24 protein-coding genes are annotated in these 26,316 nt (G+C 70.4%); 13 read left to right on the top strand and 11 right to left on the bottom strand.

Going from position 1 to position 26,316, the window contains the following annotated elements; all coding sequences use genetic code 11:
* Positions 1-92 precede the first annotated feature (92 nt).
* Positions 93-1,553 (bottom strand): hypothetical protein, encoded by a 1,461-nt coding sequence (locus OHS81_RS15015; RefSeq protein WP_328385278.1) that lies wholly within the window; start codon positions 1,551-1,553, stop codon positions 93-95.
* Between the two features lie 10 nt (positions 1,554-1,563).
* Complete coding sequence (locus tag OHS81_RS15010) at positions 1,564-1,809, bottom strand: MoaD/ThiS family protein (protein ID WP_328391175.1); 246 nt, start codon at positions 1,807-1,809, stop codon at positions 1,564-1,566.
* A 207-nt stretch (positions 1,810-2,016) separates the two neighbouring features.
* Between OHS81_RS15010 and OHS81_RS15005 the strand changes: the two genes are divergently transcribed.
* Entirely contained in the window at positions 2,017-3,750 is a 1,734-nt protein-coding gene (locus tag OHS81_RS15005; protein ID WP_328385277.1) for an ABC transporter ATP-binding protein, read from the top strand.
* 113 nt (positions 3,751-3,863) lie between these two features.
* Entirely contained in the window at positions 3,864-5,759 is a 1,896-nt protein-coding gene (locus tag OHS81_RS15000) for an ABC transporter ATP-binding protein (RefSeq protein WP_328391173.1), read from the top strand.
* Positions 5,760-6,140: 381 nt separating this feature from the next.
* Here the strand turns inward: OHS81_RS15000 and OHS81_RS14995 are convergent, their stop codons facing one another.
* Positions 6,141-7,061 carry an NADP-dependent oxidoreductase gene (locus OHS81_RS14995; protein WP_328385276.1) on the bottom strand — a complete coding sequence of 307 codons (921 nt, stop codon included), beginning with the start codon at positions 7,059-7,061 and terminating at the stop codon, positions 6,141-6,143.
* Positions 7,062-7,144: 83 nt separating this feature from the next.
* Between OHS81_RS14995 and OHS81_RS14990 the strand changes: the two genes are divergently transcribed.
* From OHS81_RS14990 to OHS81_RS14965, 6 genes are all read left to right on the top strand, one after another.
* On the top strand, positions 7,145-7,714 hold the full coding sequence (locus tag OHS81_RS14990) for a TetR/AcrR family transcriptional regulator (protein ID WP_328385275.1): 570 nt from the start codon (positions 7,145-7,147) through the stop codon (positions 7,712-7,714).
* A gap of 716 nt (positions 7,715-8,430) precedes the next feature.
* Positions 8,431-9,285, top strand: coding sequence for a response regulator transcription factor (locus tag OHS81_RS14985; RefSeq protein ID WP_328385274.1), 855 nt, complete (start codon positions 8,431-8,433; stop codon positions 9,283-9,285).
* Between the two features lie 78 nt (positions 9,286-9,363).
* Positions 9,364-10,389, top strand: a complete 1,026-nt coding sequence (locus OHS81_RS14980) for a LacI family DNA-binding transcriptional regulator (protein WP_328385273.1) — start codon at positions 9,364-9,366, stop codon at positions 10,387-10,389.
* Between the two features lie 145 nt (positions 10,390-10,534).
* On the top strand, positions 10,535-11,662 hold the full coding sequence (locus OHS81_RS14975) for a S1C family serine protease (protein WP_328385272.1): 1,128 nt from the start codon (positions 10,535-10,537) through the stop codon (positions 11,660-11,662).
* 212 nt (positions 11,663-11,874) lie between these two features.
* Entirely contained in the window at positions 11,875-12,612 is a 738-nt protein-coding gene (locus OHS81_RS14970) for a response regulator transcription factor (RefSeq protein ID WP_328385271.1), read from the top strand.
* A complete protein-coding gene (locus OHS81_RS14965) occupies positions 12,609-14,105 on the top strand; it encodes a HAMP domain-containing sensor histidine kinase (protein ID WP_328385270.1) in 1,497 nt (498 codons plus the stop codon). Before OHS81_RS14970 ends, OHS81_RS14965 begins: the two co-directional genes overlap by 4 nt.
* A 126-nt stretch (positions 14,106-14,231) precedes the next feature.
* On the opposite strand, the gene OHS81_RS14960 is transcribed toward OHS81_RS14965, so the two are convergent.
* Together OHS81_RS14960 and OHS81_RS14955 are read right to left on the bottom strand one after the other, a co-directional pair.
* A complete protein-coding gene (locus OHS81_RS14960; protein WP_328385269.1) occupies positions 14,232-15,626 on the bottom strand; it encodes an LmeA family phospholipid-binding protein in 1,395 nt (464 codons plus the stop codon).
* Between the two features lie 318 nt (positions 15,627-15,944).
* Complete coding sequence (locus tag OHS81_RS14955; protein WP_328385268.1) at positions 15,945-16,487, bottom strand: hypothetical protein; 543 nt, start codon at positions 16,485-16,487, stop codon at positions 15,945-15,947.
* A 323-nt stretch (positions 16,488-16,810) separates the two neighbouring features.
* On the opposite strand from OHS81_RS14955, the gene OHS81_RS14950 reads away from it, so the two are divergent.
* Together OHS81_RS14950 and OHS81_RS14945 are read left to right on the top strand one after the other, a co-directional pair.
* Complete coding sequence (locus OHS81_RS14950) at positions 16,811-17,569, top strand: MerR family transcriptional regulator (RefSeq protein WP_328385267.1); 759 nt, start codon at positions 16,811-16,813, stop codon at positions 17,567-17,569.
* Positions 17,570-17,892: 323 nt separating this feature from the next.
* Entirely contained in the window at positions 17,893-18,123 is a 231-nt protein-coding gene (locus tag OHS81_RS14945; protein WP_328385266.1) for a hypothetical protein, read from the top strand.
* A 301-nt stretch (positions 18,124-18,424) separates the two neighbouring features.
* Here the strand turns inward: OHS81_RS14945 and OHS81_RS14940 are convergent, their stop codons facing one another.
* The 4 genes from OHS81_RS14940 to OHS81_RS14925 all read right to left on the bottom strand — a co-directional run bounded on the left by OHS81_RS14940 (position 18,425) and on the right by OHS81_RS14925 (position 20,574).
* Positions 18,425-19,039 (bottom strand): protein kinase domain-containing protein, encoded by a 615-nt coding sequence (locus OHS81_RS14940; RefSeq protein WP_328385265.1) that lies wholly within the window; start codon positions 19,037-19,039, stop codon positions 18,425-18,427.
* 303 nt (positions 19,040-19,342) lie between these two features.
* Positions 19,343-19,465 carry a hypothetical protein gene (locus OHS81_RS14935; protein ID WP_328385264.1) on the bottom strand — a complete coding sequence of 41 codons (123 nt, stop codon included), beginning with the start codon at positions 19,463-19,465 and terminating at the stop codon, positions 19,343-19,345.
* Positions 19,466-19,675: 210 nt separating this feature from the next.
* The gene (locus OHS81_RS14930; RefSeq protein ID WP_328385263.1) at positions 19,676-20,170 is read right to left on the bottom strand and encodes a hypothetical protein; all 495 of its coding nucleotides are present in this window, start codon (positions 20,168-20,170) and stop codon (positions 19,676-19,678) included.
* Between the two features lie 101 nt (positions 20,171-20,271).
* Positions 20,272-20,574, bottom strand: coding sequence for a DUF6415 family natural product biosynthesis protein (locus tag OHS81_RS14925; protein WP_328385262.1), 303 nt, complete (start codon positions 20,572-20,574; stop codon positions 20,272-20,274).
* 146 nt (positions 20,575-20,720) lie between these two features.
* On the opposite strand from OHS81_RS14925, the gene OHS81_RS14920 reads away from it, so the two are divergent.
* Both OHS81_RS14920 and OHS81_RS14915 read left to right on the top strand, forming a co-directional pair.
* On the top strand, positions 20,721-21,509 hold the full coding sequence (locus OHS81_RS14920; protein WP_328385261.1) for a hypothetical protein: 789 nt from the start codon (positions 20,721-20,723) through the stop codon (positions 21,507-21,509).
* Positions 21,506-22,324 carry a class I SAM-dependent methyltransferase gene (locus OHS81_RS14915; protein WP_328385260.1) on the top strand — a complete coding sequence of 273 codons (819 nt, stop codon included), beginning with the start codon at positions 21,506-21,508 and terminating at the stop codon, positions 22,322-22,324. The genes OHS81_RS14920 and OHS81_RS14915 overlap by 4 nt, the downstream gene beginning before the upstream one ends.
* A gap of 120 nt (positions 22,325-22,444) precedes the next feature.
* On the opposite strand, the gene OHS81_RS14910 is transcribed toward OHS81_RS14915, so the two are convergent.
* Positions 22,445-24,253 (bottom strand): bifunctional metallophosphatase/5'-nucleotidase, encoded by a 1,809-nt coding sequence (locus OHS81_RS14910; RefSeq protein WP_328385259.1) that lies wholly within the window; start codon positions 24,251-24,253, stop codon positions 22,445-22,447.
* 268 nt (positions 24,254-24,521) lie between these two features.
* On the opposite strand from OHS81_RS14910, the gene mshD reads away from it, so the two are divergent.
* Positions 24,522-25,460, top strand: a complete 939-nt coding sequence (mshD, locus tag OHS81_RS14905) for a mycothiol synthase (protein ID WP_328385258.1) — start codon at positions 24,522-24,524, stop codon at positions 25,458-25,460.
* Positions 25,461-25,652: 192 nt separating this feature from the next.
* Here mshD and OHS81_RS14900 read toward each other — a convergent pair whose 3' ends face one another.
* Positions 25,653-26,270, bottom strand: coding sequence for a GNAT family N-acetyltransferase (locus OHS81_RS14900; RefSeq protein ID WP_328385257.1), 618 nt, complete (start codon positions 26,268-26,270; stop codon positions 25,653-25,655).
* Positions 26,271-26,316: the final 46 nt, after the last annotated feature.

The raw sequence follows: 26,316 nt of genomic DNA, 5'->3' as shown, positions 1-26,316 counted from the left end.
GGGAAACGGCAGCGGCGGCCGCCGGAACGCGCCAGGGACGCTTCCGGCGGCCGCCGCCCGGTGCCGCTCACGGCCTTGAGGGACCCCGGGAGTTACCCCAGCGCCCGCCCCAGGACGTACACCGCGGGCGCGGCCAGCGCCAGCGGCAGGGCCACCCCTGCCGTCAGGTGGACGAAGCGGGACGGGTAGTCGTAGCTGGCCACCCGCAGACCGATCAGGGCACAGCCGCCGGCCGCCAGGCCCAGCAGCGCACCGGACGCGCCGAGGCCGGTCAGCTGCCCGGCCGCGACACCGGCGCCCGCGGCGGCCACCAGGCAGATGCCGATCGAGGCGGCGGAGGGCAGCGGCAGCGCACGGGCGAGGGCGGCCACCGCGACCGCACAGGCGCCTGCCACCACCGCCTGCGGGCTCGCCGCGAGGTGGCCGGCGGCCAGCACCGCGAGCGCGGACGAGGTCAGGCCCGCGGTCAGCGCGTACATCCGCTCGTCGGCGCTGCTGCGATTGCGCAGTTGCAGGACGAGGACGAGCAGACACCACACCCCGAGCGTGCCGATGCCGACCAGCGGCGCGCTCGCGCGGTCGGTGGCGAGCAGCGCGACATCGGTGGTCAGACCGCCCAGGAAGGCGAGCGCGATGCCCTGGCGGGCCGGCCACATGCCGTTGAGCCGGAACCAGCCGGCGGCGGTGACGGCCTGCAGCAGCGCCACCGGTACGGCGAGCACCGGGCGGCCCAGCGACGCGGTCAGCGCCAGCAGCAGGGCGAGCCCGGCGGTCAGCGCGGCCGGCTGGATCCCGGGCGGGATGATCGGCGAGCGGCCCTCGGCGCGGGCGCGCTGGTTGGGGGCGAGCGGCGCGGAGGAGACCGACGCGGTGGAGACCGGCGCGCTCGCGGCCGGTGCGGGGGCGGCCGGTGCGGGTGCGGCGGCCGCCGGCCGGGCCTGCTGGGGGTGTTGGGGGTGCCGGCGGGCGTACGGTTCGTCGCCCGGGCGGGCGGTCTGGTGCTGGAGGGGCAGCGGCGCGGTCTCCGCCGGGTGCGGGGCGCCGTAGCCGTCCTGGCCGTGAGCCGGCCGTTGCGGCTGCTGCGGCTGCGGCTGCGGTTGCGGCTGGTGTGGTTGCTGCGGCTGCCGGTGCTGCTGCGGCTGCTGCTGTCCGTAGGCGTCGTACCCGTACTGGCCGCGCCCGTACGGGTCACGTCCGTACGGGTCGGGCCCGGGCCGGCCGTGTCCGTGCGCTCCGGACCCGTACTGCTCGGTCCTCGGCTGCTGCTGCGCATAGGGGTCGTAGGCCTGCTGACCCTGCCCGTAGGACGACGGCTGTCCGTGCGCTGCCTGCTGCCCGTGCGGCTGCTGCTGTCCGTGCGGCTGCTGCTGTCCGTGGGGCTGCTGCTGTCCGTACGAAGCCTGCGGCTCGTACGGTGCCTGCTGCCCGTAAGGGGCCTGCGCGGACTGCGGTGCCTGCTGCCCGTAGGGAGTCTGCTGCCCGTAGGGGGCCTGCTGGGCGTAGGGGTCGTGCGGCTCGTACGGATGGCGGTGCTGCGGCTGGTTGTCGCTCATGGTCGTGTGTTCACCCTCCCGCGAACGGCGGCAGGACCTCGACGGTGCCGCCCTGGGCAAGCGGCACCGCCTGGTGGTCGCGGGTGCCGACCGGATCGCCGTCCACCAGGAATGAGCAGCGCAGCAGGACGCGCGCGAACTCGGGGTTCGCGGCATGCGCCGTGCGCGCCGCGTCGAGCGCTTCGGCGAGCGTCGCGGCCGCATACGGCTCCTCTGCCGTGCCGGCGGCGGCCTTGGCCGCGGCCCAGTAGCGCACGGTGCCAGTTGTTGTCACGGCGGCCTCTTCGTCGTGTCGGTCGGGGGACGCCCCCGTGGTGGCGGGGCCCCGTCGTTGCCGCCTCCATGATGGCCTACGCGGCGGGTGATCCGGCTCCGGGCAAGTTCTGGCAAAGGCTCTGCGCCCGTGCTGGACGTACACCGGAAATTCGATTGCCGTGGGCAAGTGTTCGCCTAGGCTCATGTCGTGTTGGTCCGACTCGCACGGGCGCATTTGCGGCCCCACCGGCGCTCGATATCCGTGATCGTGCTGCTTCAGCTGATCCAGACCCTGGCAACCCTCTATCTGCCCACCCTCAACGCCGACATCATCGACAACGGTGTCGTGAAGGGGGACACGGGCTACATCCTCGGCGTCGGCGGATTCATGGTCGCCGTCACCCTGCTGCAGATCGTCTGCGCGATCGGCGCCGTCTACTTCGGTGCCCGTACGGCCATGGCGCTCGGCCGGGACATCCGTGCCGCGGTCTTCGACCGGGTGCAGTCCTTCTCCGCCCGCGAGATGGGCACCTTCGGCGCGCCGTCGCTGATCACCCGCACCACCAATGACGTCCAGCAGGTCCAGATGCTGGTGCTGATGACGTTCACGATGATGGTCTCGGCGCCGATCATGTGCGTCGGCGGCGTCATCATGGCGCTCAACCAGGACGTGCCGCTGTCCGGCCTCCTCCTGGTCATCGTCCCGGTCCTCGGGATTCTCGTCTCACTGATCGTGCGCCGGATGCGGCCGCTGTTCCGCGGGGTGCAGGAGCGCATCGACACCGTCAACCGCGTGCTGCGCGAGCAGATCACCGGCATCCGCGTCATCCGCGCCTTCGTCCGCGACCGGCATGAGCGCGAGCGGTTCGCCGGGGCCAGCACCGACCTCTACGACGTGTCGCTGCGCGCCGGCCGGCTGATGTCGATGATGTTCCCGCTGGTCATGCTGATCGTGAACCTCTCCAGCGTGGCCGTCGTCTGGTTCGGCGGGCTGCGCATCGACAGCGGTGCCATGCAGATCGGCGCGCTGACGGCGTTCCTCAGCTACCTGATGTACATCCTGATGTCGATCATGATGGCAACGTTCATGGTGATGATGCTGCCGCGCGCCGAGGTCTGCGCCGAGCGCATCCAGGAGGTGCTGGCGACCGACTCCAGCGTCACCCCGCCCCCGCACCCCGTCACCGAACTCCGCCGCCACGGCGAACTGGAACTGCGCGGCGTCGAGTTCCGCTTCCCCGGCGCCGAGCAGCCGGTCCTCAAGGACATCTCGCTGATCGCCCGCCCCGGCGAGACCACCGCCGTCATCGGCTCCACGGGCTCCGGCAAGTCGACCCTCCTCGGGCTCGTCCCGCGGCTGTTCGACGCGACCGGCGGCACGGTCCTGGTCGACGGCGAGGACGTCCGCACCCTCGACCAGGAAACGCTGGCCAGGGCCATCGGCCTGGTCCCGCAGAAGCCGTACCTCTTCTCCGGCACCGTCGCCACCAACCTGCGCTACGGCAACCCGGACGCCACCGACGACGAGCTGTGGCACGCCCTGGAGACCGCCCAGGCGCGGGACTTCGTCGAGCGGATGGAAGGCAGCCTGGACGCGCCCATCGCGCAGGGCGGCGGCAATGTCTCCGGCGGCCAGCGCCAGCGGCTGGCGATCGCCCGCGCCCTGGTGCGACGCCCCGAGATCTACCTCTTCGACGACTCCTTCTCCGCGCTGGACTACGCGACGGACGCCGCGCTGCGGGCCGCGCTCTCCCGCGAGACCGACCGCGCGACGGTGGTGATCGTCGCCCAGCGGGTCGCCACGATCCGCGGCGCCGACCGGATCGTCGTCCTCGACGAAGGCCGGGTCGTCGGCACCGGCACCCACACCGAGCTGATGGCCGGCAACGAGACCTACCGGGAGATCGTGCTCTCCCAGCTCACCGAGCAGGAGGCGGCGTGACCACCGCGGACAAGGGAGCGGCCCCCCGGGCCGAGACCCCGGCGGCCACCGGGGAGACACCCCAGGCGGCCCCGAGACGAGGCCCGGCCCCCGCGGTCGGGCCCGCCCGGATGATGGGCGGCCAGCCCGCCGAGAAGTCGATGGACTTCAAGGGCTCCGGCAAACGGCTGCTGGCCCAGATGCGGCCCGAGCGCGCCGTCATCTCCGTCGCGCTGGCGCTGGGCGTACTGAGCGTGGCGCTCACGGTCGTGGGCCCCAAGGTCCTCGGCCACGCCACCGACCTGATCATGTCCGGCATCATCGGCCGCCAGCTGCCCGACGGCCTCACCAAGGCCCAGGCGGCGGACCAGCTGCGCGCCCACGGCCAGGGCGGTCTCGCCGACATGATCGCCGCGATGCCGGTCGTCCCCGGCCACGGCATCGACTTCGGCACCGTCGGCCGGATCCTGCTCTGGGTCACCCTGATCTACGTGGGTGCCTCGCTGTTCGGCTTCGTCCAGGCCAGGATCGCCACCCGCGTCGTCCAGCGCACGGTCTTCCGCCTGCGCGAACAGGTCGAGGAGAAGCTGGCGCGGCTGCCGCTGAGCTACTTCGACCGGCAGCAGCGCGGTGAAGTGCTCTCCCGGGCGACCAACGACATCGACAACATCCAGCAGACGCTGCAGCAGACCCTCAGCCAGATCGTGGCCTCGCTGCTGACCATCGTCGGGGTGCTGGTCGTGATGTTCTGGATCTCGTGGCTGCTGGCGCTGGTCGCCCTGGTCACGGTCCCGGTCTCGGTCGTCGTCGCCACCAAGGTCGGCAAGCGCGCCCAGCCGCAGTTCGTCCAGCAGTGGAAGACCACCGGCAAGCTCAATGCGCACATCGAGGAGATGTACACCGGCCACAGCCTGGTGAAGGTCTTCGGCCGCCAGCGGGAGTCCGCCGAGCTGTTCCGCGAACAGAACGAGGCCCTGTACGCCGCCGGGTTCAAGGCCCAGTTCATCTCCGGGATCATCCAGCCCGCGATGATGTTCATCGGCAACCTCAACTACGTCCTGGTGGCCGTGGTCGGCGGCCTCCGCGTCGCCTCCGGGGCCCTGTCCATCGGCGATGTCCAGGCCTTCATCCAGTACTCCCGGCAGTTCAGCCAGCCGCTCACCCAGGTCGCCTCGATGGCCAACCTCGTCCAGTCCGGTGTCGCCTCCGCCGAGCGGGTCTTCGAACTCCTCGACGCCGAGGAGCAGGCCCCCGACCCCGAGCGGCCGGCCCGGCCCGACCGCATCGAGGGCCGGGTCGCCTTCGAGGACGTCTCCTTCCGTTACGCGGAGGACAAGCCGCTCATCGAGGACCTGTCGCTGGCCGTCCACCCCGGCCAGACGGTGGCGATCGTCGGCCCGACGGGCGCCGGCAAGACCACCCTCGTCAACCTCCTGATGCGCTTCTACGAGGTACGCGGCGGCCGGATCACCCTCGACGGCACCGACATCGCCGCGATGTCGCGCGAGGAACTGCGCGCGCACATCGGCATGGTCCTCCAGGACACCTGGCTCTTCGGCGGCACGATCGCCGAGAACATCGCCTACGGAGCCCCCGCGGGCACCCCGATGGACAAGATCGTGGCGGCCGCCCGCGCCACCCACGTCGACCGCTTCGTACGCACCCTGCCGGACGGCTACGACACGGTGCTCGACGACGAGGGCAGCAATGTCTCCGTCGGCGAGAAGCAGCTGATCACCATCGCCCGCGCCTTCCTCGCCGAACCCGCGATCCTCGTTCTCGACGAGGCCACCAGCTCGGTCGACACCCGCACCGAAGTCCTCATCCAGCACGCCATGGCCCAGCTCCGCACCGGCCGCACCAGCTTCGTCATCGCCCACCGCCTCTCCACGATCCGCGACGCGGACGTCATCCTGGTGATGGAGAACGGCGCGATCGTCGAACAGGGGCCGCACGATGCGTTGTTGGCGGCGAACGGCGCGTATGCGCGCTTGTATGCGGCGCAGTTCGCCGAGGCGATGACGGGCTGAATCCCACGTTTTTGGCTTTCCCGCCGTGGTTGTTGCTCGCCGTTGCGCTGCGCTTTGCCTCGGCCCGTTTTCGGCTTTCCCGCCGTTTCGCCTGCGGCGGGCGGGTCCGCTGCGCGGGGCTGTGGGTGCGGGGACGGGCCTGCGGGGCCTGGTGTGTGGACTGCTTCGCTTTACGTCCACACACCAGGCCCCTCCGGCCCGTCCCCTCCCGTGGGGGAGTAAGTGAACGTGGGTGGGGGCGGGGCACATACTGCAACGGTGTTTACCGTGACGGGGTTTCAGCTTTTGGGTTGTGGCCTGGTCTCGTTTGGTCCCGGCGTCCACGGCTTGCGCATTCAGCTTGACTGTTAATCCTGGTCGCTGAGTCCACCGTGTGCCGGTTCACAGTGCGATCACGATTTTGCCGTGAACATGCCTCTCGGCCTGCGTCGTCACGGCTTCGCGAATCTGCTCGACCGGGAAGGTCGCCGCGATCGGCACCGTGATCTCGCCGGAATGGATCGCGTCGGCGATCCGTTCCAGGGCGCCCGGATCCGCGTCGAGGGCGCCCGTCTTGCGCACACCGGGCGGCGGGGCGGGGCCGTCGGCTACGACGGAGATCCGCTCGGGTGCCACGCCGAGCTTGAGCGCGGTCTCGGCCGCCTCCCTACCGAACAGGTCGGTTGCGGCGGTGATCCCCTCGGGCGCCAGGGCCCGCACCCGGTCCGCCAGGCCGGGGCCGTACGCCACGGGTTCGGCGCCGAGCCCGCGCAGGAATCCGAACGTGCGCTCGGAGGCGGTGCCGAGCACCCGGGCACCCGCACGCTTCGCCAGCTGCACGGCGAAGATGCCCACGCCACCCGCCGCCCCACCGATCAGGACGGTGTCCCCGGTGCGGAGCCCGATCGCGGCGAGCGCGGCGGAGGCCGTCAGGCCGGACACCGGAAGCGTGCCCGCCACCTCGTCGCCGATGCCCTCCGGGGTGGGCCATAGGTCTGCCGCGGGTGTCTTGACCAGCACGAAATCGGCGACGGACCGGCCAATCGCAGCCCCGTACACCCGGTCGCCGGTCGCGAATCCCGTGGCTTCGGCGCCCACCTCGTCCACCACTCCAGCGAAGTCGCTGCCGAACCCGGCCGGCAAGGTGATGCCGAACCGCGCCGCCATGTCGGGCTGTGTGGTGATTTGCCAATCCATCGGATTCAGCCCGGCGGCCGTGACCCGGACGCGAACCTCGTCCGGTGCGGCGTGCGGCTCGGGTATCTCCTGCAGTTCGAGTACTTCGGGACCGCCGAATCGCCGGTAACGGACAGCTTTACTCATCGGTGACCTCTCTTGGCCAGTGATGGGACTTGGTCTCATCGACCCTACAACAGTGATGGGACGAAGTCCCGTACACTGCTCCCATGGCTCGCTGGCAACCCGACGCACCAGGACGACTCGCCGCCGCCGCCCTCGACCTCTTCGAGGAGCACGGCTACGAGAACACGACCGTGATCGAGATCGCGGAGCGCGCGGGGCTCACCAAGAGCACGTTCTTCCGGTACTTCCCGGACAAGCGCGAGGTGCTCTTCGGCAGGGGCACGGTGACCGGTCTGCTCGTCGAAGGGATCGCCTCGGCGCCGCCGGTGGCCGGCCCGCTCGACGCGGTGGCGGACGCCCTCGATGCGCTCGGCCGGACGTTCTTCACCGCCGACCGCCGCGAGTTCAGCCGCCGGCGCCAGGCCGTGCTGAACGCCAATACGGAACTGCGTGAACGCGAAGCCCTGAAAAGGATCGACCTCACCGCCTCGATGATCGAGGCCCTCAACCGCCGCGGAGTCCCGGGCCTGACCGCGCGCGTGGCCGCGAAACTGGGCGCGCTCGTCTGGGAGATCGCCTTTGATCAGTGGATCGACACCGACAACAGCGAGGGCTTCGGTCCGCTGGCACGGCAAGCGCTCGCCGAAGTACGCGCGGCCGGAGCTGTGCGCTAGCTAGCTGAGTGGATGGAGTCCGAGGTTGCGCCGGCCGCGGCCACTCAGCGCGAAGGGGCGTAGCGCAATCCGAACAAGTCGGGTGGTGTCGCCGGTGCAGCGCTGACCGTGCCCCATGGCGGCGGCATCCTCAAAGCCTTCGCTCAACTGGGACTGGGGGTTACCGGGCTGTGTATCACCATCGGGTGCGTGCGCCGGTGGCTCGTGGAGTGTGCAGGGATCGGGCGGCCGTCCACATCGTGGGACACGCCCAGAAGAATTGCCCGGCCTTTCGCCGCGCCCGCGAAGCCCGGGGCGAGGGCGGTCGGTGGAGCACCGGCCGAGGAGGCCGGATCCGCTGCAGATGGGGGCTTCCGAGGGGTGCCGGCGCCCCTGGTTCCGACCTCCGCCGGCGGTCAACGGCGGCACCCGCCGACCACACGAAGTGACCGGCGAAACACAAAAAGCTGCAAACTCCGCCTCCGGTCAGGAGGCCACGTGAGCTATTCTGCTGGGCAAGAAGGATCCGGGCAGCGTTGCCCCCGGGTCCTTTTGTGCTTTCAGCCACGTGAGGCGTGGCCGGCAGGACCGTACGAAGCAGTGCCGCAGACTCCCCCGGCCGAGGCCGGGAGCCCCGTCGCAGGGACCGAGGAGGAACCAGACGTCATGGGCGAGCGAAGCAGGCAGGACCGCACGCAGAGGATGGAACACCCCGAGATGCGGGTAGGTGGTCGGAGGTGAGTTCACTTCTGCTGCTGACCAACGCACTCCAGCCGTCGACGGAGGTGCTTCCTGCGCTCGGCCTGTTGCTGCACAGCGTCCGGGTGGCTCCCGCCGAAGGCCCGGCTCTCATCGACACCCCAGGCGCCGACGTCATACTGATCGACGGCCGCCGCGACCTCCCGCACGTGCGGTCGCTGTGCCAGCTGCTGCGGTCCACGGGGCCCGGCTGCCCGCTGGTCCTGGTCGTGACGGAGGGCGGGCTCGCCGCCGTCACCGCGGACTGGGGGATCGACGACGTACTGCTGGACACCGCGGGGCCCGCCGAGGTCGAGGCGCGGCTGCGGCTGGCGATGGGCCGCCAGCAGAGCACGACCGGCGACAGCCCGATGGAGATCCGTAACGGCGATCTCTCGGTGGACGAGGCGACCTACAGCGCGAAGCTGAAGGGGCGGGTCCTGGACCTGACCTTCAAGGAGTTCGAGCTGCTGAAGTACCTGGCGCAGCACCCGGGCCGGGTGTTCACCCGTGCCCAGCTCCTGCAGGAGGTGTGGGGCTACGACTACTTCGGCGGTACGCGGACGGTCGACGTCCATGTCCGGCGGCTGCGCGCCAAGCTCGGCCCCGAACACGAATCGCTCATCGGCACGGTCCGCAACGTCGGCTACCGCTTCGTGACGCCGGAGAAGGTGGAGCGGGCGGCGGAGGCCAAGGCCAAGGAGGCCAAGGCCAAGGACGACGCGGCGAAGGTGGCGAAGCCCGCCCCGGACGCGGCGCCGGCCGAGCGCCGTGCGCCGGAGAGCGGTGACGGCTCCGGGAAGGCGGTCGCCGCCGGCGCGGACTCCCACGGCGTACGGGCCGGACGCAGGTAGCGGAGTGGTGCGGCAGGCCCGTGAACCCGCGGAGAACTGCCGCACACGCCCTTGCACCACCCGCGTAGACTGCCGCGCGTGGCCAAGGTGACGCGGGATGATGTGGCAAGACTGGCGGGTACCTCGACCGCCGTTGTCAGTTACGTCATCAACAACGGACCACGGCCGGTCGCTCCGGCCACGCGCGAGCGGGTGCTCGCCGCCATCCAGGAGCTCGGCTACCGGCCGGACCGTGTCGCGCAGGCGATGGCGTCCCGCCGTACCGACCTCATAGGCCTGATCGTGCCGGACACCCGGCAGCCGTTCTTCGCGGAGATGGCGCACGCCGTCGAACAGGCCGCCGCCGAGCGCGGAAAGATGGTCCTGGTCGGCAACGCCAACTATCTCGACGAGCGCGAGGTGCACTATCTGCGCGCCTTCCTCGGGATGCGGGTGTCCGGGCTGATCCTGATCAGCCAGGGGCCCAGCGAGCACGCCGCCGCCGAGATCGACGCCTGGGACGCCCGGGTGGTGCTGCTGCACCGCCGGCCGGACGCCATCGACGACGTCGCGGTGATGACCGACGACATCTGGGGCGCGCAGCTGGCGACCCGGCATCTGCTGGAGCACGGCCATCCCTACGTCGCCTTCCTCGGCGGCACGGAGCAGACCCCGAAGTCCGGCGACCCGGTCACCGACCACGTCGAGGGCTGGCGGCGGGCCATGCTGGAGTCCGGGAAGCCGACGGACGGGCGCTACTTCCAGGCGCCGTACAACCGCTACGACGCCTACCAGGTCGCGCTGAAGCTGCTGGCGGGGCCGGACCGGCCGCCGGCCATCATGTGCGCGACGGACGACCAGGCGATCGGGGTGCTGCGGGCCGCCCGCGAGCTGCGGATCGATGTGCCCGGCGAGCTGGCGGTCGCGGGCTTCGACGATGTGAAGGAAGCCGGGCTGACCGATCCGCCGCTGACCACGGTCGCCTCGGACCGCCAGGCGATGGCGCGCGCGGCGGTGGATCTGGTGCTGGACGACGGGCTGCGGATCGTCGGCTCCCGGCGGGAGCGGCTGCGGCAGTTCCCGTCGCGGCTGGTGGTGCGGCGGTCCTGTGGCTGTGGCGGCTGACCGAGCCGGGGCGCGACGGCGCCTGACCCCGCCACCGCCGGCGTACCGCTGATCCGGGCGTCTTTATATCGGTCATACCCTCTTCTGTCGGGTCTCTCAGGGCATTCTCAGGTCGTTCTCATGGACCGGCGGCAGAGTGATCACCATGACCGAGAGCTACCGCCGAAGCGGCGATGAGGTGCCACAGGACCGGCCGTACGCGTACGGCAACGATGCCGGTAACGACCATGGCAACGACCACGGCAACGGTCGCGGCAACGACTACGGCAACGACTACGGCCGTCCGTACGGCCACGGGGCGGGCCAGGGTGTGACCGGCGCCGGGGGTGCCGGGGAGCGGGCGTTTCCGCCGCCGCCTCCGTACGCGCCCGAGCCGCGGCGGCGGGCCCGCCGGCCGGTCGCGCTGATCGCGGCGGTGGCCCTCGTCTCCGGTCTCATCGGGGGTGGCAGTGCGGCACTGTTCGCCGGTGCCACCACCCAGGCGGCACAGAGCGGTCCCTCCACCCCGCTCGTCAACGCGGGCAAGACCAGTGGCAGCGGCGTCTCGGGGGTGGCCAAGGCGGTCAGCCCGGCCATCGTGGAGATCAAGGCGCGGACCGGCAGCGGTGAGTCCACCGGCTCCGGTGTGGTCGTCACCAGCGGCGGCGAGATCGTCACCAATAACCACGTGGTGGCGGGGGCGCGCACGGTCGCGGTCACCTTCAGTGACGGCAGCCGGAAGACGGCCGAGGTCGTCGGCACCGACCCCGGCAAGGACCTGGCGCTGATCAAGGTGCGCGGTGGCAAGGGGCTGACCGCGGCCTCGCTCGGCGACTCCGACAAGATCACGGTCGGCGACCAGGTGGTGGCGATCGGCTCGCCCGAGGGCCTGACCGGGTCCGTGACCAGCGGCATCGTCTCCGCCCTCAACCGGGACGTCACCGTCCCCAAGGAGGAGGGCCAGGGGCAGGGCCAGGGCGGGCCGGACGACGGCGGTGGCTGGCCGTTCGAGTTCGGCGGCAACCACTACAACGGCGACACCGGCTCGTCGAAGACCTCGTACAAGGCCATACAGACCGACGCCTCGCTCAACCCCGGCAACTCCGGCGGCGCCCTGATCAATATGCAGGGGCAGATCATCGGCATCAACTCCGCGATGTACTCGCCGAGTTCGGCGAGCAGCAGCACGGCCGGCAGTATCGGCCTCGGCTTCGCCATCCCGATCAACACCGTCAAGGACGATCTGGACGCACTGCGTGACGGCGGGAGCGGTGGCAGCAACAGCGGCGTCTGACCGCCCCCCTTCCTTTCCCCCAGCGGTCGCCGGGAAGTGCCCCGGCGGCCGCCGGCGCGTGCCACCGGCTCGCCCCGGCCCCGCCCCGACCCCTGCACGGGACTCCCCGGATGCCGTCCGGGACGCCCCTCTCGCGTCTCCCCCTGTCAGACGGCCCGCGCCGTGCAAGGCTGAGCACCAGCCGTTCCGTTTCCCACCCGAGGTAGTCACGCATGAGCCCCGCCGAGCACGGTGATCATCCTGCCCGCATCCTGATCGTCGACGACGAGCCCGCGGTCCGGGAGGCCCTGCAGCGCTCACTGGTCTTCGAGGGGTACATCACCGAGCAGGCCGTCGACGGTCTGGACGCGGTCGAGAAGGTCGCGGCCTTTGACCCCGAACTGATCGTGCTGGACGTCCTGATGCCCCGGATGGACGGGCTGACCGCCGCCCGCAGGCTGCGGGCGAGCGGGGTGCGGGTGCCGATCCTGATGCTGACCGCCCGTGACACGGTCGGCGACCGCGTCACGGGGCTGGACGCCGGCGCCGACGACTACCTGGTCAAGCCCTTCGAGCTGGACGAGCTGCTGGCCCGGATCCGCGCACTGCTGCGCCGCAGCTCGTACGCGGCGGCGGCCGGTGCTCCGCCCGAGGAGGGCGAGACGCTGAGCCTGGGCGATCTGCGGATGGACCTGGCGACCCGCGAGGTGACCCGGGGCAGCCGGCAGGTCGAGCTGACCCGTACCGAATTCACCCTGCTGGAGATGTTCCTCGCGCACCCACGGCAGGTCCTCACCCGTGAGCAGATCCTGAAGGCCGTATGGGGCTTCGACTTCGAGCCCACCTCCAACTCCCTTGATGTGTACGTGATGTATCTGCGCCGCAAGACGGAAGCGGGCGGTGAGCCGCGGCTGGTGCACACCGTGCGGGGGGTCGGCTACGTCCTGCGGGCGGACGGCGGCGCGGAATGACCGGGCCGGTCCCCGCGCACGGAGCACAGGGCACGGGCTTTGCCCACAGCCGGCTCGGCGCCCGGATCGCGCGACTGCCGTTGCGCTCGCGGCTGACCCTGCTCACCGCGGCCGCGGTGGCGGTGGCGGTGGCCGTCTCCGCGCTGGCCTGCTGGCTGCTCACCCGGGCCCAGCTGCGCGACGAGGTGGACAACTCGCTGCAGAACGTCGGCATCGCCGCGGGATATCTGCAGGAGACCTACACCGAATGCCAGCCCACCGACCCGACCGAGAACAAGAACGCTCCGCCCTCGTACTTCAACGTCCAGATCGTCCAGGTCGACGGCTCACGCTGCATCGGGCCCAACTCCCAGCCCGTGCAGGTGCAGCGCTCGGACGTCGCCGTGGCGCGGGGTGTGCAGCGCGACACCCTGCACGACGCCGTCACCACCGACGGCGCGGACGTCCGGGTGCTGACCAAGCACATCGGCGTCCAGGGCGTGCAGTTCGCGGTGTCCATCTCCCGCCCGCTGGCCGAGGTCGACAGCGCGCTGAACCGCCTGGCGCTGCTGCTGGCGGCCGTCGCGGGGCTGGGCGTCATCGGCGCGGGCACGGCGGGGCTGGTCATCGCGCGCTCCGGCCTCAAGCCGGTGGACCGGCTCACCGGCGCCGTCGAACATGTCGCCCGTACCCAGGACCTGACCATCCGCATCCCGGCCGACGGCGAGGACGAGATCGCCCGGCTCTCCCGCTCCTTCAATGCCATGACCGCCGCGCTGGCCGCTTCCCGCGATCTCCAGCAGCAGCTGATCGCGGATGCCGGCCATGAGCTGCGTACGCCGCTGACCTCGCTGCGCACCAATATCGACCTGCTGGTGCGCAGTGAGCAGGCAGGACGGCCGATCCCGGCAGCCGACAAGGCGGCGCTGCTGGCCTCGGTGAAGGCGCAGATGGGGGAGCTGGCGGCGCTGATCGGCGACCTGCAGGAGCTGTCGCGGCCCCCGGCGCCGGGGCAGAGCGCCATCGAGGTCGTGGCGCTGCACGAGATCGTCGGCTCCGGGCTGCAGCGGGCCCGGCTGCGCGGCCCGTCCCTGACCATCGCGGCGGACCTCGCCCCCTGGTACGTACGGGCCGAGCCGGCCGCGCTGGAGCGGGCGGTGGTGAACCTGCTGGACAACGCGGTGAAGTTCAGCCCGCCCGGCGGCACCGTCGAGGTCCGGCTGGCGGGTGGCGAGCTGACCGTGCGCGATCACGGTCCGGGCATTCCGCAGGACGAACTGCCGCATGTCTTCGAGCGGTTCTGGCGCTCGCCGTCCGCCCGCAGCCTGCCGGGCAGCGGCCTGGGGCTGTCGATCGTGGCGCGTACGGCGGAACAGGCGGGCGGCGCCGTACGGCTGCGGTCCGCGGACCTCGGCGGCACGGAGGCGGTACTGACGCTGCCGGGCGCGGCGACGCCGCCGCCGGGGATACCGGAGCCGCCGAGGCCCCAGGGCCCGCCGCCGGGGGCGCGGTAGGGCCGGAGTCCCGGGAGCGGAACCCAGTAGGGGCGGTCCCGGGAGCGCAGTAGGGGCGGCGTCCCCCAAGACGCCGCCCCTACTGCCGCCCCTGCCGGGGCGGCGAGCCCTTACTTCTCTGCTTCTCTACTTCTTCTCCGCCGGCTTCTTCGCCGCGTCCCCGAACGGCAGGTTCGACCCCGAAAGGTCGGCGCGGATGCCGTCCCGCTCGACGGAGATATGGCGCAGCCGGACGTTCCCGGGCGTCTTGGGGAGCTGGAAGGACAGCGACAGCCGGTCCGCGAGCTGCGGCTTGGTGAGCCCGGTCAGCGTGCCGAGGATCTTCGGGTCGATGCCCACCTTCTGCAGCAGCCAGGGGTGGTCGGCGACCACATCGACGAGGTTGACCTTCATCAGGTTCTGGACGAAGCGCGGCGACCCGGTCAGCTCGTGCAGCTTCTCCTCGTTGTGCAGCGCCTCCTGGATGTACCCCTTGGGGATGCCGATCCGGTCCACGATCGCCGGGATGCCGAGCATCGCCTTGACCTTGGCGGCCTGCCGGCTGAGCTCGGCGGCGGTCTTGCGGGTCAGCCGCAGGCCCTCTTCCTTGCCGGTGCCGGGGCGGTAGACGGCGATGTCACCGATGTCCAGGCGCATCCGGCTGATGTCGGTGGAGATGCCGCGGTCGCCGGCCCGCTGAATGCGTGCCTCGGCCTGCACCCGCAAATCATGTCCGGCGACCGGCAGTTGACCGACCGCGCGAACGGAATTCGGGCCCATTTCGCTGAATTTCACCTGCGAGGCGCCCAGTTCGCGGTTCATGTCGTCGAAGGCCAGCAGCACACTGCCGTGCATGGTGCCGATCGTGGCGCCCTTGATGGAGCTGGGCAGATCGCCGTCGAGACGTACGTCGTTGGCGGTGGCCTCGAATTTCGCCAGCGAAACCCGGTCGGCGGCCAGGTCGGGAATGGTGACCTTCACCTGGTCGACGTGCTTGTCCATGACCTGGGTGAGGAACGGGAATCCCTTGATATCGACCTCGGGAGTGGCGTTCAGATGCAGGGCATCCTTCACCTTTTTCGCGGCGGCATTCTGTGCGTACAGCACCGCGAACCGGTCGAAGAGCCCGAGGAAGGAGGTGCCGACGAGGACGGCGACCAGCAGCTTCAGGGCGAGCGGTATGGCGGCGAACCGGCTGAGGCCGCGCTTCTTGCGGCGGTGGTTCGGCGGCTTCCAGGCCTCGCCGTCCGTCTCGTCGTCCGAGCGCAGGCCGAGGCCCAACGGGTCGTCGCTGTCGTCGCGTTCGTTGAGGTAGGTGCGGCGGTGGGGGGCGTCGGCGGCGTCCAACGAGCCGGATCCCCACTCCGGTTCAAGCTCCGGCTCTGGGTCGGCGAGGGCCGCCAGATCCGCGTACGGGTTGACCATGTCGAGCTTTCTGGTGTCGCCCGTGGGGCCGTCCGGGGCGCCCGTCGCGGCGGTGTCGGAGTGTGGCCGGCTGACGGGCGTGGGCGAGGGTGAAGATATGCGTGTGGGGGTTCGCATTCGTACATCTGACCACGGTCGGGACCCTTGAATGCAAGTTGTACTGGCGGTACGTCGGATACGCGTGGGTTGTCCCGCCGGTCTTGATGAAAATTTGCCGCGCTTGTGGGGTGACCTGAACGACCGTCACACCTCTTGGTGACCTGACCGACAGCGTGCGCCTTGCCGGGATCCGTCCGAGTCATTCGACCCGCAATCCGAAGAGCGCAGCCATCCCATGACGTCGCACGGAGGCCGTTCCATGATCGTCATTACCCGGGCAACCGGCAAGAGGGGAGGGCCGCCGGTATCCTCGGCGGCCCCAGGTGGAGTCTTCCCCTAAGGGCTTTCGGCGACTTTCAGGAGCCTTCGGTGGAGCACGGTCAGCGGCACCATCACCACTGCGCCCGCGAAGAAGTACCCATTGATCGCCATGTCCGTCCAGAACGTCCCGGACGCCGGGTCGGCCGGCCGCTCCGCGAGCCCCAGCAGGCCGTAGGGGGTGAGCCCGGTGACCGTGGTGAGGTCCTCGACGAGCCCCGGCACGCCCCGTACGACCAGCAGCACCGCCCCGAACCGCAGCGGCAGCCACACCGTCCACGGGGGAAGGCGGCGGCCCCACGGCCGTACGGCCGCCAGGGCGAGTACCGCCCCCGCCGCCGACATCGCGGTGATCAGCCCGTCGTACGCGAGGAATACCCACACGGGGGCGGTGACCTGCCGGCCCATCGCCGACCGGTAGTCGATGCCCATCCACAGATGCCAGACGAACGAGACCGTCAGCCAGCCAAAGCCGGCATACGCCCAGAACGCCGTCCGCCGGCGCAGGGACCGTACCGCGACCGCCGGTCCCGCCGAAGCCGTACTCCGCACAGAAGTCATACCCCGGACGCTACGAACGCCGCGGTGGGCGGGCGTCCTTCTCGGGGCTTGCCCGCTTCCCCCGTAGGGCGGAGCCCCCAACTCGCCCTGGAAGGAGTCTCGATGACCGAGCCCCTGCCGCCTTGGCGGCACGGCCTGCCGCCGGAGCACAGCACCGGGAGTTCCCGGCGGGGCCGATCGGGCCGGCGTCGGGACGGCCGCGGCGACGGCGATGCGCCGGGATCCTGGGTGCGGGGGTTGAAGCTGCCGCAGCGGAAGCTCCTACCGTCCTGACCAGGGCCGGAAACACCGGCCCGGTGAAGCACTCGTGAGGGGAGGCGGCGATGGCCTGGCCGACTGCGGAGGTCGCCCGGATGTCGGGCGTGACGGCTCGGACGCTGCGGCACTACGACGAGATCGGTCTGCTGCCGCCCGCCTGGATCGGTACCAACGGCTACCGCTACTACGAGGAAGGCGAGTTGCTGCGATTGCAGCAGATCCTTGTCTTGCGGGCGCTGGGCCTGGGGCTGCCCGAGATCGGCAAGGTGCTGTCCTCGCAGGTCGACGAGGTGGAGGCCCTGCGGGGCCACCACTGTCGCCTGCTCGCCGAGCGCGACCGGCTCGACGCCCTGGCCGGCACCGTCGCCCGCACGATCGCTGAACTGGAGCATTCCAGGAGGGACGGCAGACCCATGACCATCAACCGACCGGAGAACCTCTTCGAGGGGATCCAGCCCGCCCAGTACCAGGAGAGCCTGCGAGACTTCCCGGAGCTGGCCGAGGCGATTGACCGGCACACCGCGACGATGAGCGACGCCCAGATCGAGGCCGGACACCGCGAGCGCACGGCCCGGATGATCCGGCTGGCCGAGCTGATGGCCGCAGGTACCCCGGCCGACGGCGAACCCGTGCAGGCCGAGACCGACGCCCAGTACCAGGCGCTCGCCGGGCTCCGCGCCGTATCCGCCGAGGAGTACCGCGCGATGGGGCGTTCCTGCGTGGAGAACGAGCCGTGGCGCGCGGCGTACGAGGCGATCGCGCCGGGCCTGGCCGCCTACCAGCGGGACGCCATCGAGGCGTACGCCACGGCCCGGCTGAGCTGAGGGAACCGGGCCGCCACGGGAACGGTCTGCGGCGGCGGCCCTGCGGTGTGAACGGGCCGGAGTGTCCGCACTCGGGGCAGCTGCTGCTCTCATGGCCCGCGCCCCGACGAGGGCGTCCCCGCTGCGGCAGTGGGGCCGGAGCGGGGACGCGGTGTTCGGGGGAGGCGAGTCGGTGCCCGGAGTTGTGGAGCACGGTCAGCGGCACCATCACCACCGCGCCCGCGAAGAAGTACCCATTGATCGCCATGTCCGTCCAGAACGTCCCGGACGCCGGGTCGGCCGGCCGCTCCGCGAGCCCCAGCAGGCCGTAGGGGGTGAGCCCGGTGACCGTGGTGAGGTCCTCGACGAGCCCCGGCACGCCCCGTACGACCAGCAGCACCGCCCCGAACTGCAGCGGCAGCCACACCGTCCACGGGGGAAGGCGGCGGCCCCACGGCCGTACGGCCGCCAGGGCGAGCACGGCACCCGCCGCCGACATCGCGGTGATCAGCCCGTCGTACGCGAGGAGTACCCACACGGGGGCGGCGACCTGCCGGCCCATCGCCGACCGGTAGTCGATGCCCATCCACAGATGCCAGACGAACGAGACCGCCAGCCAGCCAAAGCCGGCATACGCCCAGAACGCCGTCCGCCGGCGCAGGGACCACACCGCGACCGCCGGTCCCGCCGAAGCCGTACTCCGCACAGAAGTCATGCTCCGAACGCCACGAACGCCGCGGCGGGCGGGCGTCCTTCTCGGGGCTTGCCCGCTTCCCCCGTAGGGCGGAGCCCCAACTCGCCCTGGGGGAGCCCCGCTGGCCGCCCGGTGATTTGGGAGGGGCGGCAGCGGTGCAGAGCGGAGGCCGAAATCAGCACTCAGAGAGCTGAGCGTGCCTTACGCAGTTCTTGGCAGACTTCGGAGCTGCTCGGTCGGTCGGCCGGGTTGCGGCTCATCATCTGCTCAATGAGCTTGCCCTGCGTGCCCGGCACGTTGATTTGCCGGTGTGGCTTGTCCACGATGGCTTGTCGCTGGTCTTTCCGGCTGGCGTCATCCGGGTAGGAGACGTGCCTCCAGCCGGTGGTGGAGATGAACAAGGATGCGCCCAGCGCGTATACGTCGGCTTCCTTCGTCGGCATGGCGGTGCCACTCTCCAAGATGCTCCGCGAGATCTCCGGCGCTTCGTAATGGACCAGGCAGCCGCGGTAGCGGAAGTCGTAGATCGCGGGTACCTCGCCGCCATGCGCGAGAGCCAGATCGATGAGGAAGGTTTCGGTAGGTCCGATGACGAAGTGGTTGGGCTGGACGTCGCCGTGGGCCCAGCCGTCTCGATGCAGCTTGGCCAGTGCGGCGGCACATGACAGCGATTCATCGAGATGGGGGGCTGCGGGCTCCGTAGCGTGTCGGTGGGGCTCCCACAATGTGTAGAGAGACTTGCCATCACGCCATGGCTGCGCGCTCCATGTGCCTTCCTCCCATTCTCCAAACAGCACCTCCTCAGAAATGAGTTGGCGAAGGATTGCGGCTTCTCGGGCGGGGGCCCACGCCGTCCACGCGTGTGTCTGGCTTGGGTAGCCCAACTTGACTGCGAAGCGGCCAACGGGAGTTCGTACGTCCCAGACGGTGGAGCCTCGTCGGTTGACGACGAGTCGCTTGCTCACGGGTGTGACCACGCTTTGCACGTGGCCGGGGAGTTCGAATGGTCCTTGGCCGGGCATAGTTGCGTCCTCTCGGTGGCTGGGGCCGACCCCCTGCGTCAGAGGATCGGCCCACAGGTCAGGGGAGACTACTGCCGGTCAGTGCATGTAGTCGCGCCCGTCGTCAGAGTCGCCCGTAGGCGGGTTGCCACCCCCGCCGTCGTCGTCCTCGCCACCGCCACGAACGGTGATTGCGCGCTTCAGCGCTTCCTTGAGAGTCAAGACTGTCGCCTCCTCAAGCTGTCCGGTTCGGGGACTTTCCCCGATCCGTTGTGCTGTTGCTGACCCGCCCCGGATGCCGGCTGTCCTCTTACGGCGGTTAGGGCGGGAGTTTGGGTTCTGCCTCGGTGGCAGCACGGGGGTTGCTGCTCTCGGCCTGTGCCCGCCGAGGCGATCAGGTGTTGATGCGGTGGGAGTTGGGCTTAGCGTCGGTCACGTCAGGCCCTGCGTTCGGGCGCACTGCGTGTGCACGCGGATGGTGTTACTGGAGGGATTCCGAAAGGGGCCGCGCGGGCGAACGACTCGAACCCCGTCCTCGGGCCACAGGGGCTTGGGGCACAGCTCGCAGCGCTGCGCGGGCGGCCCGAGGTGCGCGAGGGTGCAGACGGCGAGGTCTTCCGTGAGCCATTCATCAGCGATGTGGCCGCCGTCCCATCCGTCCGGGTACGCCCAGTGCGGGCCGAACCCGTCGGTGAGGCCGGCTCCAGGTACGCCGAACTCCGCGACGTTGGGCAGCACCTTGACGTAACGGGAGATGCGAGCCCAGGGCCACGGGCGACGGTTGGCGGCGCCGCGCGGGAGCAGCCAATGCACCGTGTCGCCATCCGGGACGACGATGTGTGGAACAGGAGTGGTCCCCAGGGCGTGCATCGCCTTGCCGATGACGTCGGGGGCCTCGACCACGTCCAGGATCTTGCCGATTCGCATGGAGACCACCTGCGTCCCCGTGGGCGGGCACCATGGTCCGTGTGACGTTCCCCGCTGCCCAGCGGGGGTGACCTTTGGCAGGTCCGTCTTCGGCCGGTCTGTCATTGCTGCTGCCCTTGGTGGTCGATGAGCCATTGGCAGTCTTTTGCGAGCTGCTGCACTTGAACGTGCGCCGAGAGCGCACCTGTGCCCAGGCCCTGCCCGACCTGGCGCTCGATGCCATCCAGACGGCTAATCTGCTGGTGCCATGCGGTGCCGCCGTGCCACAGCTTGTCGGTAGTTTCCTTGGCCGTCGGCAGCAACCGATCGATAAAGCTGCAGAGTTCGGCTTCTAGCTCGGTCAGCTCGTCATAGTGCAGCGGCACACTGCTCTGACCTCGTGCGCGCCTGATCGTGTACCGCACTTTGTCGAAATCGAGGGGAACCCTTCGGGTGGTACTTCGTCAGCCGTCCGCTGAAAGAGCTGTACGCCGAGATTCACGAGCTGCGTGATGAGACGTTCGAACTGCTGCGGGGGCGGCAACGGCCACGGCAGACGTCCGACCTGTTGGTGGCCGCAAGCAGACTGTGCGGCCTGTCGGCGCACGTCTGTCTCGACGCCGGCGACTACGAGTCAGCCGGCAGTCATGCGCGTACTGCCTGGTCCTGCGCGGAGGCTGCCGGACACCACGAGATGCAAGCGTGGGTCAGGTCGGTTGAATCGCTCATTGCTTTTTGGAACGGCAACCCGCAGCGAGCCGCGCTCCTCGCCCAGCACGGTCAGTGCTACTCGGCTTCAGGGAGCGTGGGTGTTCGGCTCGCGAGCCTTGAGGCGAGAGCTCTCGCCGTCGCCGGTGACGCTCAAGGCGCCGTCGCGGCGCTGGTGACAGCGGAGCAGGCCAGGGACGCGATGCAGAGTCCAGACGTGATGCCCGGTGTCTTCAGCTTCCCGACTGCCAAGCAACTTACCTACGCCGGGACCACACACTTAGCCATTGGTGGGACCAGTCATGTGCAACGAGCGATCGACTGCGCTGAGACGGCAGTCGATCTGTACCGCGTGACCGCGGCCGACGACCGCTCGACGTTCGACCTACTTGTTGCGAAGCTCGACCTCGCTCGGGCGCACATGCTCGCGGGCGAAACCGACGCAGCCGAGGTGCTGCTCGGCGTCGTCCTGGACTCCGGGCCGGGGCAGCTTTCCGCCAGCATCCTTAACCGGCTGGGAGCTTTGGCTGGCGAGCTGGGAGCCCCGCAGTACCGTGGTTCACCACAGATCGCCCATCTACGCGAACGCATCGTGAACGCCGCTATGCCCGCAGCAGTGTCCGCCGCTGACTCATCGGAGCCGCTGACGTGACTGACCCCTCCGCCGAGCACGACGCCGCCGTGACCGATCGCGCAATCCTTACGGGTAGTGCCTACAACACCGGGCGGGACCTCTCCGCTCGGCAGTCGATCTATCAGTGGCAAACGCCGCGCTATGACCTGCCGGGCATCGTCGTCAAGCAGTTGCAGGAGACACGAGGCACGGTCGTCGACGTGGGATGTGGCAACGGCAAGTTTATCGAGCGCCTGCGTCGGGACCGGCCCGAACTGCGGCTGCTCGGCCTCGACGTCTCACTCGGGATTCTCGCCGGAGTGCCGCGTCCAGTGGCTGTTGCAGACGCCGCGCAGCTCCCCTTGGCGTCGACAAGCGTCGACGGTGCACTCGCCCTTCACATGCTCTACCACGTTGAGGACATTCCGACGGCGATCAAGGAACTTGCCCGGGTCGTCAAGCCGGGCGGAGCCGTGATGGTGTCCACCAACAGCGACCGCGACAAAGCAGAACTTGACCGTCTGTGGGAGCGCTCTGCGGGCGATGTGCTCGGTGTGGACAAGGGGCCGGCCAGGATTTCCCTTAGCGCCCGCTTCTCCCTGGAGCAGGCGCCAGGCCTGCTCGGCGCGGCGTTCGACAAGGTCGAGTTGATCGAGCTACCGGGGACCATCACCGTGCGCAGTCCCGAGCCGGTAATCGCTCACATGAAGTCGTACCGCGCGTGGGCCGATCACCATGCAGTCCCGTTCGAGGCAACGGTCGAGCGGGCCCGGGAGATCGTGACTGAGCACATCGAGAGGAACGGTGCGTTCGAGATCGGGTGTCTTGGCGGGATGCTCCTCTGCACTCGGTGAGGGCCCGCGCGCCGATGAGGGCGTCCCCGCTCCGGCACGTGTCCGGAGCGGGGACGCGGTGTTCGAGGGAGTCGAGTCGGTGCCCGAAGTCGTCGAGAGGTACCGATCCGCCGCCGCGGTCTACTTCACGACCGTGATCCGGTCCGCCTTCGGCGGGGTGAGGGGGCTGTCGGCCGTGGAGTGGGCGGTCAGGTAGCCGGTGAAGGCGTCCAGGTCGGAGGGGCCGACGTACTTGTTCTTGCCGTCCTTGAAGGCGGCGAAGCCGTCACCGCCGCCGGCCAGGAATTCGTTCATCGCGACGCGGTAGGTCTTGGCAGGGTCGAGGGCGGTGCCGTCGAGCTTCACCGAGTCCTTGACGATGCGGGCGGCGCCCGACTTGGTCATGTCGAGGGTGTAGGTGAGGCCCCTGGAGATCTGAAGGATCTTCGGGGAAGCCTCGTTGGGGCCGCTGACCTGCTGCTGCAGTGCGGTGAGGAGCTGGGCGCCGGTGAGGTCGACGACGTTCATCATGTTGGTGAAGGGCTGGACGGTGAAGGCCTCCCCGTAGGTGACCACCCCGTCGCCCTCCGAGCCGGACGCCTTGAAGGCGAGGTCGGAGCGCACCCCGCCGGGGTTCATCAGGGCGAGCTGGGCGCCGCCCTTGCCGTCCGCCTTGGTGGCCTCCAGCTGGGCGTCGGCGATGACATCGCCGAGCGGTGACTCGGGGGCGGCGGCGCCGCGGCCCGCGATATCGGCGGAGATGTGGCCGACGGGGCGGGCCGCGACCGGTGCGGCCAGCTTGTTCCAGCGGGTGATCAGCGACGTCATGTCCGCGGCCTTGGGCTGGGTGCGGTCGACGACGTGGTTGACCGCGCCGGGCGCCTTGACGCTGGTCCGCACGATGTCGCGGGTGCGGCGGTCGTAGGTCAGCGTGGTGTCGGTGTAGAGCTTGCCGTAGGACGCGGCGGAGGTGACGGTGCGCGGCCGGCCGGACGGGTCCGGGATGGTGCAGGCGTAGGCCTGGTGGGTGTGGCCGGTGACCAGGGCGTCCACCGCCGGAGTGACGTGCTTGGCGATGTCGGTGATCGGCCCGGAGATGCCGTCGCCGGGGCCCGGGCTGTCGCACTGGTAGTTGTACGAGGTGGAGGCGGGCAGACCGCCCTCGTGGATGAGCGCGACGATCGACTTCACGCCCTGCTTGTTCAGCACCTTGGCGTACTTGTTGATCGTCTCGACCTCGTCGTGGAACTTCAGGCCCTTGACGCCGTTGGCGCTGACGATGTCCGGGGTGCCCTCCAGTGTCACCCCGATGAAGCCGATCCTGACGCCCTTGTGCTTCCAGACGGTGTACGGCTTGAGCAGCGGCTTGCCGGTCTTCTCGTCCGTGACATTGGCGGCGAGGTACGGGAAGTCCGCGCCCCGGAACTTCTTGCCCTTCTCGTAGCAGCCGTCCTTGGGGTGGCACCCGCCCTTCTGGAGGCGGGTCAACTCGGTCCGGCCCTCGTCGAATTCGTGGTTGCCGACCGAGGTGACGTCGAGGCCCAGCTTGTTCATCGCCTCGATGGTCGGCTCGTCGTGGAAGAGCCCGGACAGCAGCGGGCTGGCCCCGACCAGGTCGCCGGCCGCGGCGGTGACCGAGTAGGGGTGGCCCTTACGGGCCGTCCGCAGGGACTGCGCCAGGTACTCCGCGCCGCCCGCCGGGATGCTCTTCTTGCTGCCGTCCGGCTGGGCCTCCTCGACCGTGCCGGAGGAGCCCTGCGGCGGTTCGAGATTGCCGTGGAAGTCGTTGAAGGAGAGCAGCTGCACATCGACGGTGCGGCCGGCGCGGGCGGCGTGTCCGGTGTCGGCCCCGGCCGGCAGGGCGGCGGCGGTGAGCCCGGCGGCGGCCAGTACGGCGGCGCCGATCGTCAATCTTCGCAGGGCGCGGCCCCGTTGCGGTGTCGCTGGCATGTGTTCCCCTCCTGGATGGTCCTGAGCGGACGGCAGCTTATTGTCGACGCGCGTAGTGCAACAGGGGTTGCCGGGTGACGAGCTGGTCGCCGGGCGGGTGAAGGGCTGATTGCCGGGCGGGTGACGGGCTGGTGCCGGGAAGGGCGGGGGAATGTGGGGGATGCCCCTCCGGGAACGCGGCGGCGCTCCTCCGGGAACGGGGGGGATGCCCCTCCGGGAACGTGGGTGGTGCCCCTCCGGAAACCCGACTGGGTCGTACGCTTCACACATGACTGACGCTGCACAGGAGATGGGCCGGGCCGGCCGCCGGATCCAGGTGGTCGACGAGCTCGCGCCGGAAGAGGCCACGGCCGTCGCCGAGCTGATCGAGCGGGCGGCTCGTACGGACGGGCAGCCCGCCGTGTCCGAGCAGGGGCGGCTGCAGCTGCGCGGGGGCCCGCGCCCCGGCGTACGCCATGTGCTGCTGTACCTGCGTGGCGACGAGGACGAGGAGCTGGTCGCGTACGGGCAGCTGGAGGACACCGACCCGGTGGAGGCGCCGGCCGCCGAGCTGGTGGTGCACCCGGGCTACCGCGGCCGCGGGCACGGCCGGGCGCTGGGCAGCGAGCTGCTGGAGCAGTCCGGGCGCCGGCTGCGGGTCTGGGCCCACGGCGGGCATCCGGCCGCCCGGCATCTCGCCCAGACCCTGGGGCTGACGATGTTCCGGGAGCTGCGCCAGATGCGGCGCTCGCTGACGGACCTGGAGCTGCCGGAGCCGGTTCTCCCCGAGGGGGTGTCCCTGAGGACCTTCCAGCCGGGCACCGATGACGAGGCCTGGCTGGAGGTGAACGCGGAGGCCTTCGCCCACCACCCGGAGCAGGGTGCGCTGATCCAGCGCGATCTGGACGACCGCAAGGGCGAGGCCTGGTTCGACCCCAAGGGCTTCTTCCTGGCGGAGAAGGACGGCCGGCTGGTCGGCTTCCACTGGACCAAGGTGCACGCCGACGAGGGCCTGGGCGAGGTCTATGTGCTCGGAGTGCGGCCGGGCGCCCAGGGCGGCGGCCTGGGCAAGGCGCTGACCTCGGTGGGGCTGCGGCATCTGGCCGGCCAGGGCCTGCCGACGGCGATGCTGTACGTGGACGCGGACAACGCGGCGGCGGTGAGCGTGTACGAGCGGATGGGGTTCGCCACGCACGAGACGGATCTGATGTACCGCTCGGAGACGTGAGCCCGGACGGAGACGTGGGCCCGGGCGGAGAGGCGAGACCGCCCGGAGACGTGGGCCCGGACGGAGGCACGAGACCGGACGGCGGGTGAGCGCGCGGCCTACGAACGCGCGACGGACGAGCATGCAGCGGGGCGGGCCCACCGGGGCCCGCCCCGCTGTGTCATTGCCGGCGCGTTCGTCCGCCCCGCTGTGTCATTGCTGCCGTGCGCGCTCTTCCTGCTGCGCCCGCCACTCGCGCGCCAGCATCGCGTAGACGACCTCGTCGGTCCATTCCCCGTCGAGGAATTCGTTCTCCCGCAGATGGCCTTCCCGGCGCATGCCCAGCCGTTCCAGCAGCCGGGCCGAGGCGGTGTTGCGCCCGTCCAACTCGGCCTGGATGCGGTGCAGGTGCAGTTCCTCGAAGCCCAGCTTCAGCAGCGCCCGGCTCGCCTCGGTGGCGTAGCCGTGGCCGGCGTGGTCCGGGTGGAGGACATAGCCGATGCCGCCCTGGCGGTGGGTGCGGCTCTTCCAGAAGAAGGTGACGTCGCCGACCAGGATGCCGCTCTCGCGGACGACGACGGCGAGCTGGAGGACGTCGCCGGACTCGCGCAGCGTGGTGCGGGTGGTCTTGGCGGTGACGGAGGCCCGGGACCCGGCCTCGTCGAGGGGGCCCCAGTAGAGGTAGCGGCAGACCTCGGGGCGGCGCTGGTAGGCGTGGACCGCAGCGAAATCGTCGTGGATGACCGGGCGCAGATCCAGGCGTTCGGTGCGTATCGGGTAGTCGGGGGTGTACGGCAGCGGCGGCGTCGCGGGCGCGGGAAGCGGGGGCACGCCGGCAGCGTAGACAGCGGAGGTTGACAGGCGCAGCCCATTTCCC

This window comes from Streptomyces sp. NBC_00400, from assembly GCF_036048035.1.
In the GTDB taxonomy this organism is placed as follows: domain Bacteria; phylum Actinomycetota; class Actinomycetes; order Streptomycetales; family Streptomycetaceae; genus Streptomyces.
This window is presented reverse-complemented; position numbering and strand designations above follow the sequence as displayed.

Coding starts and splice junctions, on each gene's coding strand:
- OHS81_RS14960 (WP_328385269.1), bottom strand. CDS start 15,626: ATGCGAACCCCCACACGCATATCTTCACCCTCGCCCACGCCCGTCAGC.
- OHS81_RS14965 (WP_328385270.1), top strand. CDS start 12,609: ATGACCGGGCCGGTCCCCGCGCACGGAGCACAGGGCACGGGCTTTGCC.
- OHS81_RS14990 (WP_328385275.1), top strand. CDS start 7,145: ATGGCTCGCTGGCAACCCGACGCACCAGGACGACTCGCCGCCGCCGCC.
- OHS81_RS14955 (WP_328385268.1), bottom strand. CDS start 16,487: ATGACTTCTGTGCGGAGTACGGCTTCGGCGGGACCGGCGGTCGCGGTA.
- mshD (WP_328385258.1), top strand. CDS start 24,522: ATGACTGACGCTGCACAGGAGATGGGCCGGGCCGGCCGCCGGATCCAG.
- OHS81_RS14950 (WP_328385267.1), top strand. CDS start 16,811: ATGGCCTGGCCGACTGCGGAGGTCGCCCGGATGTCGGGCGTGACGGCT.
- OHS81_RS15000 (WP_328391173.1), top strand. CDS start 3,864: ATGGGCGGCCAGCCCGCCGAGAAGTCGATGGACTTCAAGGGCTCCGGC.
- OHS81_RS14970 (WP_328385271.1), top strand. CDS start 11,875: ATGAGCCCCGCCGAGCACGGTGATCATCCTGCCCGCATCCTGATCGTC.
- OHS81_RS14995 (WP_328385276.1), bottom strand. CDS start 7,061: ATGAGTAAAGCTGTCCGTTACCGGCGATTCGGCGGTCCCGAAGTACTC.
- OHS81_RS14910 (WP_328385259.1), bottom strand. CDS start 24,253: ATGCCAGCGACACCGCAACGGGGCCGCGCCCTGCGAAGATTGACGATC.
- OHS81_RS14930 (WP_328385263.1), bottom strand. CDS start 20,170: ATGCGAATCGGCAAGATCCTGGACGTGGTCGAGGCCCCCGACGTCATC.
- OHS81_RS14975 (WP_328385272.1), top strand. CDS start 10,535: ATGACCGAGAGCTACCGCCGAAGCGGCGATGAGGTGCCACAGGACCGG.
- OHS81_RS15015 (WP_328385278.1), bottom strand. CDS start 1,553: ATGAGCGACAACCAGCCGCAGCACCGCCATCCGTACGAGCCGCACGAC.